23 protein-coding genes are annotated in these 12,549 nt (G+C 65.3%); all 23 read left to right on the top strand.

Annotation, left to right across the window (positions count from 1 at the left end):
* The first annotated feature begins 33 nt into the window (after positions 1-33).
* Complete coding sequence (gene tuf / locus ACF66B_RS06415; protein WP_392664398.1) at positions 34-1,209, top strand: elongation factor Tu; 1,176 nt, start codon at positions 34-36, stop codon at positions 1,207-1,209.
* Positions 1,210-1,290: 81 nt separating this feature from the next.
* Entirely contained in the window at positions 1,291-1,599 is a 309-nt protein-coding gene (rpsJ, locus tag ACF66B_RS06410) for a 30S ribosomal protein S10 (RefSeq protein ID WP_111431876.1), read from the top strand.
* An 11-nt stretch (positions 1,600-1,610) separates the two neighbouring features.
* Complete coding sequence (gene rplC / locus ACF66B_RS06405) at positions 1,611-2,345, top strand: 50S ribosomal protein L3 (RefSeq protein WP_111431875.1); 735 nt, start codon at positions 1,611-1,613, stop codon at positions 2,343-2,345.
* Positions 2,342-2,962 carry a 50S ribosomal protein L4 gene (rplD, locus tag ACF66B_RS06400; protein ID WP_111431874.1) on the top strand — a complete coding sequence of 207 codons (621 nt, stop codon included), beginning with the start codon at positions 2,342-2,344 and terminating at the stop codon, positions 2,960-2,962. The genes rplC and rplD overlap by 4 nt, the downstream gene beginning before the upstream one ends.
* The gene (locus ACF66B_RS06395) at positions 2,959-3,255 is read left to right on the top strand and encodes a 50S ribosomal protein L23 (RefSeq protein WP_111431873.1); all 297 of its coding nucleotides are present in this window, start codon (positions 2,959-2,961) and stop codon (positions 3,253-3,255) included. The genes rplD and ACF66B_RS06395 overlap by 4 nt, the downstream gene beginning before the upstream one ends.
* A 153-nt stretch (positions 3,256-3,408) precedes the next feature.
* Complete coding sequence (gene rplB, locus ACF66B_RS06390; RefSeq protein ID WP_111431872.1) at positions 3,409-4,245, top strand: 50S ribosomal protein L2; 837 nt, start codon at positions 3,409-3,411, stop codon at positions 4,243-4,245.
* A gap of 12 nt (positions 4,246-4,257) precedes the next feature.
* Positions 4,258-4,536 carry a 30S ribosomal protein S19 gene (gene rpsS / locus ACF66B_RS06385; protein ID WP_111431871.1) on the top strand — a complete coding sequence of 93 codons (279 nt, stop codon included), beginning with the start codon at positions 4,258-4,260 and terminating at the stop codon, positions 4,534-4,536.
* A 3-nt stretch (positions 4,537-4,539) separates the two neighbouring features.
* A complete protein-coding gene (rplV, locus tag ACF66B_RS06380) occupies positions 4,540-4,923 on the top strand; it encodes a 50S ribosomal protein L22 (RefSeq protein ID WP_111431870.1) in 384 nt (127 codons plus the stop codon).
* Positions 4,923-5,624: a 30S ribosomal protein S3 gene (rpsC, locus tag ACF66B_RS06375; RefSeq protein ID WP_111431869.1), complete on the top strand. Its 702-nt coding sequence runs from the start codon at positions 4,923-4,925 to the stop codon at positions 5,622-5,624. Before rplV ends, rpsC begins: the two co-directional genes overlap by 1 nt.
* 26 nt (positions 5,625-5,650) lie before the next feature.
* Positions 5,651-6,064: a 50S ribosomal protein L16 gene (gene rplP, locus ACF66B_RS06370; protein ID WP_111431868.1), complete on the top strand. Its 414-nt coding sequence runs from the start codon at positions 5,651-5,653 to the stop codon at positions 6,062-6,064.
* 95 nt (positions 6,065-6,159) lie between these two features.
* Entirely contained in the window at positions 6,160-6,366 is a 207-nt protein-coding gene (gene rpmC / locus ACF66B_RS06365; protein ID WP_111431867.1) for a 50S ribosomal protein L29, read from the top strand.
* A gap of 2 nt (positions 6,367-6,368) precedes the next feature.
* Positions 6,369-6,614 carry a 30S ribosomal protein S17 gene (gene rpsQ / locus ACF66B_RS06360; RefSeq protein ID WP_111431866.1) on the top strand — a complete coding sequence of 82 codons (246 nt, stop codon included), beginning with the start codon at positions 6,369-6,371 and terminating at the stop codon, positions 6,612-6,614.
* An 81-nt stretch (positions 6,615-6,695) separates the two neighbouring features.
* Entirely contained in the window at positions 6,696-7,064 is a 369-nt protein-coding gene (gene rplN / locus ACF66B_RS06355; protein ID WP_111431865.1) for a 50S ribosomal protein L14, read from the top strand.
* Positions 7,064-7,378, top strand: a complete 315-nt coding sequence (rplX, locus tag ACF66B_RS06350; protein ID WP_111431864.1) for a 50S ribosomal protein L24 — start codon at positions 7,064-7,066, stop codon at positions 7,376-7,378. Before rplN ends, rplX begins: the two co-directional genes overlap by 1 nt.
* Entirely contained in the window at positions 7,371-7,922 is a 552-nt protein-coding gene (gene rplE / locus ACF66B_RS06345; protein WP_111431863.1) for a 50S ribosomal protein L5, read from the top strand. Before rplX ends, rplE begins: the two co-directional genes overlap by 8 nt.
* A 15-nt stretch (positions 7,923-7,937) precedes the next feature.
* Entirely contained in the window at positions 7,938-8,243 is a 306-nt protein-coding gene (gene rpsN / locus ACF66B_RS06340; protein WP_111431862.1) for a 30S ribosomal protein S14, read from the top strand.
* A gap of 12 nt (positions 8,244-8,255) precedes the next feature.
* Positions 8,256-8,654, top strand: a complete 399-nt coding sequence (gene rpsH, locus ACF66B_RS06335; RefSeq protein ID WP_111431861.1) for a 30S ribosomal protein S8 — start codon at positions 8,256-8,258, stop codon at positions 8,652-8,654.
* Between the two features lie 10 nt (positions 8,655-8,664).
* Positions 8,665-9,198 carry a 50S ribosomal protein L6 gene (rplF, locus tag ACF66B_RS06330; protein WP_111431860.1) on the top strand — a complete coding sequence of 178 codons (534 nt, stop codon included), beginning with the start codon at positions 8,665-8,667 and terminating at the stop codon, positions 9,196-9,198.
* 11 nt (positions 9,199-9,209) lie between these two features.
* Positions 9,210-9,569 (top strand): 50S ribosomal protein L18, encoded by a 360-nt coding sequence (rplR, locus tag ACF66B_RS06325; protein WP_111431859.1) that lies wholly within the window; start codon positions 9,210-9,212, stop codon positions 9,567-9,569.
* A gap of 12 nt (positions 9,570-9,581) precedes the next feature.
* Positions 9,582-10,151, top strand: coding sequence for a 30S ribosomal protein S5 (gene rpsE, locus ACF66B_RS06320; RefSeq protein ID WP_111431858.1), 570 nt, complete (start codon positions 9,582-9,584; stop codon positions 10,149-10,151).
* 11 nt (positions 10,152-10,162) lie between these two features.
* Entirely contained in the window at positions 10,163-10,351 is a 189-nt protein-coding gene (rpmD, locus tag ACF66B_RS06315) for a 50S ribosomal protein L30 (RefSeq protein ID WP_111431857.1), read from the top strand.
* Between the two features lie 228 nt (positions 10,352-10,579).
* On the top strand, positions 10,580-11,029 hold the full coding sequence (locus ACF66B_RS06310; RefSeq protein WP_111431856.1) for an SgcJ/EcaC family oxidoreductase: 450 nt from the start codon (positions 10,580-10,582) through the stop codon (positions 11,027-11,029).
* A 213-nt stretch (positions 11,030-11,242) separates the two neighbouring features.
* Positions 11,243-12,439 (top strand): hypothetical protein, encoded by a 1,197-nt coding sequence (locus tag ACF66B_RS06305; protein WP_111431855.1) that lies wholly within the window; start codon positions 11,243-11,245, stop codon positions 12,437-12,439.
* Positions 12,440-12,549 lie beyond the last annotated feature (110 nt).

The following is a 12,549-nucleotide window of genomic DNA, read 5'->3' as shown; positions in this document are numbered from 1 at the left end:
GCCCCGGGTCCCGGAGAATGAAGGAGAGCCATTATGGCGAAGGCAAAGTTTGAGCGCACGAAGCCGCATGTTAACATCGGCACGATCGGCCACGTTGACCACGGCAAGACGACGCTGACGGCGGCGATCACGAAGTATTTCGGTGACTTCAAGGCGTATGACCAGATCGACGCGGCCCCCGAGGAAAAGGCGCGCGGGATCACGATCTCGACGGCGCATGTGGAGTATGAGACGGACGCGCGTCACTACGCCCACGTCGACTGCCCCGGCCACGCGGACTACGTGAAGAACATGATCACGGGCGCGGCGCAGATGGACGGCGCGATCCTGGTGGTGAACGCGGCCGATGGCCCGATGCCGCAGACCCGCGAGCACATCCTGCTGGCCAAGCAGGTCGGTGTTCCGGCGATGGTGGTGTTCCTCAACAAGGTCGACCAGGTCGATGACGAGGAGCTTCTCGAGCTCGTCGAGATGGAAGTGCGCGAGCTTCTGACCTCCTACGAGTTCCCGGGCGACGACATCCCGATCATCGCGGGCTCCGCGCTGGCGGCGATGGAAGGCCGTGATCCGGAAATCGGCGAGAACAAGATCCGCGAACTGATGGCGGCGGTCGACGAATACATCCCGACGCCCGAGCGTCCGGTGGACCAGCCCTTCCTGATGCCGGTCGAGGACGTGTTCTCGATCTCCGGCCGCGGCACCGTGGCGACGGGCCGCATCGAGCGCGGCATCGTGAAGGTGGGCGACGAAATCGAGATCGTCGGCATCCGTCCGTCGAAGAAGACCACCTGCACCGGTGTCGAGATGTTCCGCAAGCTGCTCGACCAGGGCCAGGCGGGCGACAACGTCGGCCTCCTGCTGCGCGGCGTCGAGCGTGAAGGCATCGAGCGCGGCCAGGTGCTCTCCAAGCCCGGCTCGGTCACCCCGCACACCAACTTCGAGGCGGAAGCCTACATCCTCACCAAGGAAGAAGGCGGACGGCACACCCCGTTCTTCGCCAACTACCGCCCGCAGTTCTACTTCCGCACCACCGACGTGACCGGAACCGTGGAACTGCCGGAAGGCACCGAAATGGTGATGCCGGGCGACAACCTGAAGTTCAACGTCGAACTCATCGCCCCCATCGCCATGGAAGAAAAGCTCCGCTTCGCCATCCGTGAAGGCGGCCGCACCGTCGGCGCAGGCGTCGTCTCCAAGATCATCAAGTAAGAGGGCGAAAGCCTTCCCCCGCAGCCGGGGCACATGTCCCGGCTGCGCTGTTTCAACCCATGAGCCCAAGAGGCGCCAGACATGCAAGGTCAGAATATCCGCATCCGGCTGAAGGCCTTCGATTACCGGGTGCTCGACGCGAGCACGGCCGAGATTGTGAATACGGCCAAGCGTACCGGCGCGCGGGTGCGCGGTCCGATCCCGCTGCCGAACAAGATCGAGAAATTCACCGTTCTGCGTGGTCCCCACGTGGACAAGAAAAGCCGTGAACAGTTCGAGATCCGCACGCACAAGCGGCTCCTCGACATCGTCGATCCGACCCCCCAGACCGTGGACGCGCTCATGAAGCTCGACCTGGCGGCGGGCGTCGACGTGGAAATCAAGCTCTGAGGTTGCGAGATATGCGTTCCGGAGTTCTAGCCAAGAAGCTGGGTATGACCCGGCTGTTCCTGGAGGATGGTCGGCAGGTTCCCGTCACCGTCCTGCAGATGGAAAATGTTCAGGTCGTCGCGCAGCGCACGGCCGAGAAGGATGGCTATTCGGCCGTTCAGCTCGGTGCGGGCTCCGCGAAGGCGAAGCGGACGAGCCAGGCCATGCGCGGTCATTTCGCGAAGGCCCAGGTCGAACCGAAGCGGAAGCTCGCCGAGTTCCGCGTGAGCCCCGAAAACCTCATCGAGGTCGGTGCCGAGATCACGGCGGACCACTACGTGTCCGGCCAGTTCGTCGACATTGCCGGCACCTCGATCGGTAAGGGCTTTGCGGGCAGCATGAAGCGGCACAACTTCGGCGGTCTGCGCGCCTCGCACGGCGTGTCGATCAGCCACCGCTCCCACGGTTCGACCGGCCAGTGCCAGGACCCCGGCAAGGTGTTCAAGGGCAAGAAGATGGCCGGCCACATGGGGGCCGTGCGCGTCACGACCCAGAACCTTGAGGTCGTCCGCACCGATGCCGAGCGCGGCCTCATCATGGTGAAGGGCGCCGTGCCCGGCTCCAAGGGCGGCTGGGTCACCATCAAGGACGCGGTGAAGAAGGCTGCGCCCAAGGATCTTCCGATGCCGGCCGCGATCCGTGCCGCTGCGCAGGAAGCTCCGGCCGAGGCGCCTGTGGAAGCCCCCGAAGGAGGCGCTGAAGAATGAAGATGGATGTGATCAAGCTGGACGCGAGCCCGGCGGGGTCGATCGAGCTCGACGAGTCCGTCTTCGGGCTTGAGCCCCGCGCGGACATCCTGCACCGCGTCGTCCGCTGGCAGCTCGCAAAGCGCCAGCAGGGCACGCATTCGGTGCTGGGCCGTTCCGACGTCAGCTACTCGACGAAGAAGATCTATCGCCAGAAGGGCACGGGCGGCGCTCGCCACGGCTCGCGCAAGGCGCCGATCTTCCGCAAGGGCGGCACCTACAAGGGGCCGACCCCGCGCAGCCACGCCCATGACCTGACCAAGAAGTTCCGGGCGCTCGGTCTGCGTCACGCGCTCTCGGCCAAGGCCGGGGCAGGGGATCTGGTCGTGATCGAGACGGCGGAGATCGCGGAAGCCAAGACCCGCGTTCTTGCGAAGACCATCGGCGATCTCGGCTGGAAGAAGGTCCTGATCATCGACGGCGCCCAGGTGAACGAGGAGTTCGCCCGCGCCGCTCGCAACATCGACGGGCTCGACGTGCTGCCGAGCATCGGTGCGAATGTCTATGACATCCTGCGCCGCGACAAACTCGTGCTGACCCGGGCCGCTGTGGAAGCGCTGGAGGCGCGACTGAAATGAGCGTGAATCCGGATCTCTACGACGTCATCCGCAAGCCGATCATCACCGAGAAGGCCACCATGGCCTCCGAGGCTGGTGCCGTCGTCTTCGAGGTGAGCATCGACGCGACGAAGCCGCAGATCAAGCAGGCGGTCGAGACGCTGTTCAATGTCAAGGTGAAGGCGATCAACACCGTCCTCACCAAAGGCAAGGTGAAGAAGTTCCGCGGCCGTCCCGGCCGTCGGCGCGACGTGAAGAAGGCCTATGTGACGCTCGTCGAGGGCAACACCATCGACGTGACCACCGGTCTTTGATTTCCGGGCCTTCTCACTGGTCTTCGGAGCGGGGCTCTGCTATAGGGCCCCACCCCTCGGAAAACCGAGTCGCGTTCTTCGCCGCCCCCCGGGCGGCGAGCGAGTTTAAATCGACCCCCGCAAGGGGAAACTAGCAACGGAAGACAGCAAGACATGGCGTTAAAATCGTACAAGCCGACGACGCCGGGCCAGCGCGGGCTGGTTCTGATCGACCGTTCCGAGCTTTGGAAAGGCCGCCCCGTGAAGTCCCTCACCGAGGGGCTTTCGTCGAAGGGCGGCCGGAACAACACCGGACGGATCACCATGCGCCGCCGTGGCGGCGGCGTGAAGCGGCTCTATCGCATCGTGGATTTCAAGCGGCGCAAGTTCGACGTGCCGGCGAAGGTGATCCGCATCGAATACGACCCGAACCGGACCGCGTTCATCGCGCTCATCGGGTATGCGGACGGCGAGCAGGCCTACATCCTCGCGCCCCAGCGGCTCGCGGTGGGCGACAACGTGATCTCGGGTGCCAAGGCCGACATCAAGCCGGGCAACGCGATGCCGTTCTCGGCCATGCCCATCGGCACGATCGTCCACAACATCGAGATGAAGCCGGGCAAGGGCGGCCAGATCGCGCGCGCCGCCGGCACCTATGCGCAGTTCGTCGGCCGTGACGGCGGTTACGCGCAGGTCCGTCTCTCCTCGGGCGAGCTCCGCATCGTGCGCCAGGAATGCATGGCCACCGTTGGCGCGGTCTCGAACCCCGACAACTCGAACCAGAACTTCGGCAAGGCCGGCCGCAACCGCCTCAAGGGCATCCGCCCGAGCGTCCGCGGCGTCGTCATGAACCCGATCGACCACCCCCATGGTGGTGGTGAGGGTCGGACCTCCGGCGGCCGCCACCCGGTCACCCCGTGGGGCAAGCCGACCAAGGGCGCCCGTACGCGTTCGAACAAGACGACCGACAAGTTCATCCTGCGGTCGCGTCACCAGAAGAAGAAGCGGTAAGGAGCCTCACACATGGCACGTTCTGTCTGGAAAGGCCCCTTCGTCGATTCCTACGTCCTGAAAAAGGCCGAGAAGGTTCGGGAATCGGGCCGCAACGAAGTCATCAAGATCTGGTCGCGCCGTTCGACCATTCTGCCCCAGTTCGTGGGGCTGACCTTCGGCGTCTACAACGGCAAGAAGCACATCCCGGTGAACGTCTCCGAGGATATGATCGGTCAGAAGTTCGGCGAATACAGCCCGACCCGTACCTACTACGGGCATGCGGCCGACAAGAAAGCGAAGCGGAAGTAAGACATGGGCAAGGAAAAGAACCCCCGCCGCGTCGCGGACAATGAAGCGATCGCCGTGAGCCGCATGCTGCGCACGAGCCCGCAGAAGCTGAACCTCGTCGCCGCGATGATCCGCAACAAGCCGGTCGAGAAGGCGCTTGCCGATCTCACCTTCTCCAAGCGCCGCATCGCCGAGGACGTGAAGAAGACCCTGCAGTCCGCGATCGCGAACGCCGAGAACAACCACGGCCTCGATGTCGACGAGCTCGTCGTCGCCGAAGCCTGGGTCGGCAAGAACCTCGTGATGAAGCGCGGCCGTCCGCGCGCCCGCGGCCGGTTCGGCAAGATCATGAAGCCGTTCAGCCAGGTCACGATCAAGGTGCGTCAGGTCGAAGAGGAGCAGATCTAATGGGTCAGAAGATCAACCCCATCGGCCTGCGCCTGCAGGTCAACCGCACCTGGGACAGCCGCTGGTTCGCCGACGGTGCGGAATACGGCAAGCTTCTCCATGAAGACCTCGCCGTCCGCGACTTCGTGAAGAAGAACTGCGCTCAGGCCGGCGTCAGCCGCGTCGTCATCGAGCGTCCGCACAAGAAGTGCCGCGTCACGATCCACGCTGCCCGTCCCGGTGTCATCATCGGCAAGAAGGGCGCGGATATCGAGGTGCTGCGCAAGAAGCTCTCGAAGCTGACCGATTCCGAGCTGCACCTCAACATCGTCGAGGTCCGCAAGCCCGAGATCGACGCCGCGCTCGTTGCCGAGAACGTGGCCCAGCAGCTCGAGCGCCGCGTGTCCTTCCGCCGCGCCATGAAGCGCGCGGTGCAGAACGCCATGCGCATGGGTGCGCTCGGCATCCGGATCAACGTGGCCGGCCGTCTCGGCGGCGCGGAAATCGCCCGGACCGAGTGGTATCGTGAAGGCCGCGTGCCGCTGCACACGCTGCGCGCCGACATCGATTACGCGCTCGCGGAGGCCAAGACGGCCTACGGCATCATCGGGATCAAGGTCTGGATCTTCAAGGGCGAGATCATGGAACATGATCCTCAGGCCCGCGATCGGCGCCAGGCGGAACTTCAGGAAGGGGGCATGCGTCCGCAGCGTGGCCGCTGACGCACTGACCCCTCGGGAGAGAGAGAATGCTTTCACCTAAGCGCACGAAATTCCGCAAGCAGCACAAGGGCCGGATCCATGGCCTCGCGAAGGGCGGTTCGGACCTCAACTTCGGCCATTACGGTCTGAAGGCGGTCGAGCCCGAGCGTATCACTGCGCGTCAGATCGAGGCAGCCCGCCGGGCGCTCACCCGTCACATGAAGCGTCAGGGCCGGGTCTGGATCCGGATCTTCCCCGACGTTCCGGTGTCGAAGAAGCCCACCGAAGTCCGTATGGGTAAGGGCAAGGGTTCCGTCGAATACTGGGCGGCCAAGGTCAAGCCGGGCCGTATCATGTTTGAGATTGACGGCGTTGCCGAAGATGTGGCAAAGGAAGCGCTCCGCTTGGCAGCGATGAAGCTGCCGGTCAAGTGTCGCTTTGTCACACGCGAAGACTGGTGAGGAATGGCCCCGGCTCGGTTCGGGGCTATTGCTCTTTTTGATTTGGAACAGCGCCGGGGCGTGCCTCGGTAGCTTCTGATGAAGGGAATAGGGCCATGAAACCGGCCGAGCTTCGGGACAAGACGCCCGACCAGCTGCGTGATGAACTCGCGAAGCTGAAGAAAGAATCCTTCAACCTGCGCTTCCAGCAGGCGACCGGCCAGCTCGAGAACACCTCGCGCATGCAGTCCGTCCGCCGCGAAGCCGCGCGGGTGAAGACCATCCTGAACGAAAAGGCCGCTGCCGCGGCGGGAGAGGCGTAAACATGCCCAAGCGCATCCTGCAAGGCACCGTGACGAGCGACACGAACGAGCAGACGGTGACCGTCTCGGTCGAACGTCGCTTCACGCACCCGGTGCTGAAGAAGACCGTCCGTAAGTCGAAGAAATACCGTGCGCATGACGCCGAGAACCGCTTCAAGGTGGGCGACTCCGTTCGCATCATCGAATGCGCGCCGGTCTCGAAGAACAAGCGTTGGGAGGTCCTGGTGGACGCCGCCCCCGAGGCGTGATCCATCAAGCCCTTCCAGCATAGTCGAAACCGCGGGGCGCCCGGATTGGGATGGGTGTCCTCGCAGGTCGGGAGATAGCTTATGATCCAGATGCAGACCAATCTGGATGTCGCTGACAACTCCGGCGCCCGCCGGGTTCAGTGCATCAAGGTCCTGGGTGGCTCGAAGCGGAAATACGCTTCCGTCGGCGACATCATCGTGGTGTCGGTCAAGGAAGCCATTCCGCGCGGCCGCGTGAAGAAGGGCGACGTGCGCAAGGCCGTCGTCGTGCGCACCGCCAAGGAAGTGCGCCGCGAAGATGGCACCGCCATCCGCTTCGACCGCAATGCCGCCGTCATCCTCAACAACCAGAACGAGCCGCTTGGCACCCGTATCTTCGGGCCGGTGGTTCGCGAACTGCGCGCGAAGAACTTCATGAAGATCATCTCGCTCGCGCCGGAGGTGCTGTAATGGCTGCAAAACTCCGCAAGGGCGATAACGTGATCGTTCTCGCCGGCAAGGACAAGGGCAAGAAGGGCGAGATCAGCCAGGTTCTGCCCAAGGACGGCAAGGCGATCGTCTCCGGCGTCAACGTGGCCGTGCGCCATCAGCGCCAGAGCCAGACGCATCAGGGCGGCCGTATCGCCAAGGAAATGCCGATCGACCTCTCGAACCTCGCGCTCGTCGATCCGAAGAGCGGTGAAGCCACCCGCGTGGGCTTCCGCATCGAGGACGGCAAGAAGGTTCGCTTCGCCAAGAAATCGGGGGAGGTTATCAATGGCTGAGTATACGCCCCGCCTGCAGCAGCAGTATGTCTCCGACATCCGCGCTGCGCTGAAGGAAGAGTTCGGCTACAAGAACGACATGCAGATCCCGCGGCTCGACAAGATCGTGCTGAACATGGGTGTCGGCGAAGCCGTTTCCGACTCGAAGAAGATCCGTGCGGCGGAAGCCGATCTCGCGCTGATCGCCGGCCAGAAGCCGATCGTGACCAAGGCCAAGAAGTCGATCGCCGGCTTCAAGGTGCGTGAAGAGATGCCGCTCGGCGTAAAGGTCACCCTGCGCCGCGACCAGATGTACGAGTTCCTCGATCGTCTGATCACGGTTGCGATGCCCCGCGTCCGCGACTTCCGCGGCGTGAACCCGAAGAGCTTCGACGGCCGTGGCAACTACGCCATGGGCCTCAAGGAGCACATCGTGTTCCCCGAGATCAACTTCGACAAGATCGAACAGGTCTGGGGCATGGACATCGTGATCTGCACCACGGCGAAGACCGACGCCGAGGCGCGCTCGCTGCTCAAGCATTTCAACATGCCGTTCACGGCCTGAGGCGCGGAGAGAAACATGGCAAAAGTCAGCATGATCGAGCGCCAGAAGAAGCGTGAGGCACTCGTCGAGAAATACGCCGCGAAGCGTGCGGAACTGAAGGAAATCGCGAAGGACGAAAGCCGTCCGATGGAGGAGCGTTTCAAGGCGCGCCTCAAGCTCGCGAAGCTTCCCCGCAATTCGTCGCCCACCCGGCTCCACAACCGGTGCGAAGTGACCGGCCGTCCGAAGGCCTACTATCGCAAGCTGCGCATGTCGCGTATCGCGCTGCGCGACCTCGCCTCCAAGGGCCAGGTTCCCGGCATGGTCAAGTCGAGCTGGTAAGGGGAGAGACACATGTCAGTGAATGATCCCATCGGCGATATGCTCGCCCGCATCCGCAACGCCTCCATGCGCGGCAAGTCCACGGTCCGCACGCCCGCCTCGAAGATCCGCAAGTGGGTCCTCGACGTGCTGCAGTCCGAAGGCTACATCCGCGGCTACGAGGAAGTGAAGAACGAGCGCGGTCTCGGTGAAATCGAGATCTCGCTCAAGTATTTCGACGGCGAATCGGTGATCCGCGAACTGCGCCGCGTCTCCACGCCCGGCCGCCGCGTCTACACCAGCGTCAAGGAAATGCCGCAGGTCCGCCAGGGCCTCGGCGTCGCGATCGTCTCGACGCCCAAGGGCGTCATGTCCGATGCACAGGCCCGCTCCGCGAATGTCGGCGGCGAAGTCCTGTGCATGGTGTTCTGAGGAGGGGTGCATGTCTCGTATTGGTAAGAAACCGGTCGAGCTGCCGAAGGGCGTGACCGCGTCCCTCTCCGGCCAGACCATCGAAGTGAAGGGCCCGAAGGGCACCCGCACCTTCACCGCAACCGACGACGTGACCATCACGATCGACGGCGACACGGTGAAGGTCGATCCGCGCGGCAAGTCCAAGCGGGCGCGCCAGCAGTGGGGCATGTCGCGGACCCAGGTCGCGAACCTCGTTGCCGGTGTGACCCAGGGCTTCAAGAAGGAACTCGAGATCAACGGCGTCGGCTATCGTGCTCAGGTTCAGGGCAAGACCCTGAAGCTCGCGCTCGGCTACAGCCACGATGTCGATTTCGCGATCCCCGATGGTGTCACCATCACCGCGCCGAAGCCCACGGAGATCATCGTCGAGGGCAACGACCAGCAGGTCGTCGGCCAGGTGGCGGCGAATATCCGCGAATGGCGCCGGCCCGAGCCCTACAAGGGCAAGGGGATCAAGTACAAGGGCGAGTTCATCTTCCGTAAGGAAGGCAAGAAGAAGTAGGAGCGCTAGACATGGCGAACAGCAAGAGAGACCTGTTCCAGAAGCGCCGTCTGCGCACCCGGAACAAACTGCGCAAGCTTGCGGGCGGCCGCCCGCGGCTGAGCGTCCATCGGTCTTCGAAGAACATCTCGGTGCAGCTCATCGACGATGCGCAGGGCCGGACGATCGTTGCCGCCTCGACCCTCGAGAAGGATCTTGGCTTCGTGGGCAAGAACAACAAGGAAGCGGCGGCCAAGGTCGGTGCCGAGATCGCGGCGCGCGCCAAGGCGGCCGGGGTCGAGGAAGTCTATTTCGACCGCGGCGGTTTCCTGTTCCACGGCAAGGTCAAGGCCTTGGCGGATGCCGCCCGCGAGGGCGGACTGAAATTCTAAGGGGGTACCGGAATGGCTAGAGAAGACAACCGCCGGGATCGCCGCGACCGCGACGAAACCCCGGAATTCGCCGATCGCCTCGTTGCGATCAACCGCGTTTCGAAGACCGTGAAGGGCGGCAAGCGCTTCGGCTTTGCCGCGCTCGTGGTCGTGGGCGACCAGAAGGGCCGCGTCGGCTACGGCAAGGGCAAGGCCCGCGAAGTGCCCGAGGCGATCCGCAAGGCGACCGAACAGGCCAAGCGGCAGATGATCCGCGTGCCGCTCCGCGAGGGCCGGACGCTGCATCACGACATGTATGGCCGCCACGGTGCAGGCAAGGTCGTGCTCCGCACGGCTCCCGCCGGCACCGGCATCATCGCGGGCGGCCCGATGCGTGCCGTCTTCGAGATGCTCGGCGTGCAGGACGTGGTCGCGAAGTCTCTGGGGTCGCAGAACCCCTACAACATGATCCGGGCGACCATCGAAGGCCTGAAGCGCGAAACCAGCCCCCGCATGGTGGCACAGCGCCGTGGCCGCAAGGTCTCCGACATCCTGCCGAAAACGGCCTCCGACGCGCCGGCTGACGCCGCTGCGGAAGCTTGAGGAGCGAGCCCATGGCAAAGACCATCGTCGTGAAGCAGATCGGTTCGCCGATCCGCCGTCCGGCCGTCCAGCGCCAGGTCCTGGTCGGCCTCGGCCTCAACAAGATGCACCGCACCCGCGAGCTCGAGGATACGCCCTCGGTGCGCGGCATGGTTGCGAAGATCCCGCATCTCGTCGAGATCGTGGAAGAGCGCGGCTGAGCCGCAGGCGTCCAGCCTGAAGAGATCCGGAGCGCCTCGCGGGAAACCGCGGGGCGTTTCGCCGTTTTCAGGGCCGGAATTTCCGGCCGGAGGCGTATCGGCAGGGCCGGTTCTGCGCTAAGCTCCTCGGGCCCAGTGGGGCCCGCTCGTGAGCCGGAGAGGGCCCCCCGGGAGCCAGAGGCCCGGTGGCCGGTCCGGCCGCACGGGCACAGCCAGGGAGGAGAGACCATGAACAGGATCTGCCGGACGGCCCTTGCCGCGGCCGTCGTCTTGCAGGCGGCCACGCCGGTCCTTGCCGACACGGGCGAGATGGAAGCGGCGCAGGCGCGCTGGGAGGCGGCCTTTGCCGCCGGCGACGGCGCTGCGGCCGCGGCCGATGTCTTCACCGAGGATGCCCGCCTCCTGCCGCCCGGGGCTCCGGTCGTCGAGGGGCGCGAGGCGATCGCGGCCTACTGGCAGGGCGGCTGGGACGCCGGCGTCAAGGATCTGAAGCTCGGGCTCATCGCGGTGGACCGGCCGAGCGACGACACCATGATCGAGACCGGCACCTGGACGGTGACCGTGCCCACCGAGGACGGCAGCACCATGGAGGTGAGCGGCAAGGCCCTCGTGATCTGGAAGAAGGAGGCCGACGGCGTCTGGCGCATGGCCCAGGACATGTGGAACGGCGACAGCTAGGCCCGCCACGACCCTTTCGGATTGCGCGGCCCCCTGAAGCGGCACCAAGGCCCCCTTGAGGGGGTCGCGCCCCAAGTCCTCGGTTTGGTGTTCCGGTCCCCGCCCATGCCTCAGGGCCGGGTGGGGCAGGGGCGCGGCCCGCTCTTGCCCCCGGGCGCCGCATCCGCGATCCTGAGAGGCGCGCAAGGCACGGCAACAGGTTAACGGGGGCGCATGACACTCGCATTTCTGCTGACCGCAGCCGGGGGGCTTGCCTTCCTGCTGCTCTCGCCCTTTTCGCGCACGCCGCTCTGGCGCGCCACCGTCACGCCGCTCGCCTCGATCATCGGCAGCGGCTTTCTCGTCTCCGCACCGCTTCTCGCCCGCGAGTTCGGCGGTTTCGCCGCACCCGCCATGGCGCTGCTGATCGGCGTGGCAGCCCTCATCGGCTGGACCATCCGCTACAACATCCGCGTCGTCGAGCCCGAGCTCGCCCGCGGCCATGACCGCCTGCTCGCCTCCTTCGAGGAGTTGAGCCATCTCGCGCTCGTCTTCGCCTATTTCATCTCCGTTGCCTATTATCTCTCCCTGCTCGGCCATTTCCTCCTCGAGGCCGCCGGGGTGCAGAACGGCGCGCTCGCCAACGGCATCGCAATCGCGCTCGTCGCGGGCCTCGGCCTGCTCGGCTGGAGCGGAGGGGCGGCGCGCGTCGCCTCCGTCGAGCGCTATGCCACCGCCCTCAACCTCTCGGTCATCGCGGGCTTTCTCGTGGCGCTCGCCGTCTTCGGCCTCACGCGCCTCCGGGAAGGGGCCTCCGTCCTGCCGCCGCCGGGCCATCTGAGCCTCGGCACGCTGCCGGTGCTCCTCGGCCTCCTCATCGTGGTGCAGGGCTTCGAGACCACGCGCTTCATGGGCGCAAGCTTCCCCGCCGAGATCCGCATCCAGGCGATGCGCAATGCGCAGGCGATCTCGGCGGTGGTCTATATCGTCTTCTTTCTGCTTCTCTCGCCGCTCTTTCCCGAGCTCCAGAAGGGCGACGGCGTGGCGGCCGTCATCTCCGTCTCGGCCGCCGTGGCCGCGATCCTGCCCCTCGCGCTCACGGTGGCCGCCACCGGCAGCCAGCTCAGCGCCTCCGTCGCCGACAGCATCGGCGATGTCGGCCTTATCCGCGAGCTCACCCATGGCAAGGTCGATGCCCGCCACGCCTATGTCCTCATCGCCGTGGTCGGCGTCGGCCTCCTTGCGGCAACGCGGGTCGCGGGCGTGATCGCGCTCGCAAGCCGCGCCTTCGCGCTCTTCTACATGCTGCAGTGCCTCGTGGCCTGGGAGGCCGCGCGCAAGCGCCCCGCAGACAGGCGCAAGTCCTGGGCCTTCCTCGCGCTCGCGTTCACCTCCGGCGCGGTCTTTCTCTTCGGCACCTCGGCCGGTTAGCCCGCCGGATGCGCTCCCCCCTTGAAACGCGCGCCCGGCCCGTGTAAAGGCCGCGGGTGCTCCCGGTCCGGGAGCCGGTACTCTATTCGCATGACATGCCGTGGCCGTCC

The sequence above is a fragment of the Amaricoccus sp. B4 genome (genome assembly GCF_043226085.1).
GTDB lineage: Bacteria > Pseudomonadota > Alphaproteobacteria > Rhodobacterales > Rhodobacteraceae > Amaricoccus.
This window is presented reverse-complemented; position numbering and strand designations above follow the sequence as displayed.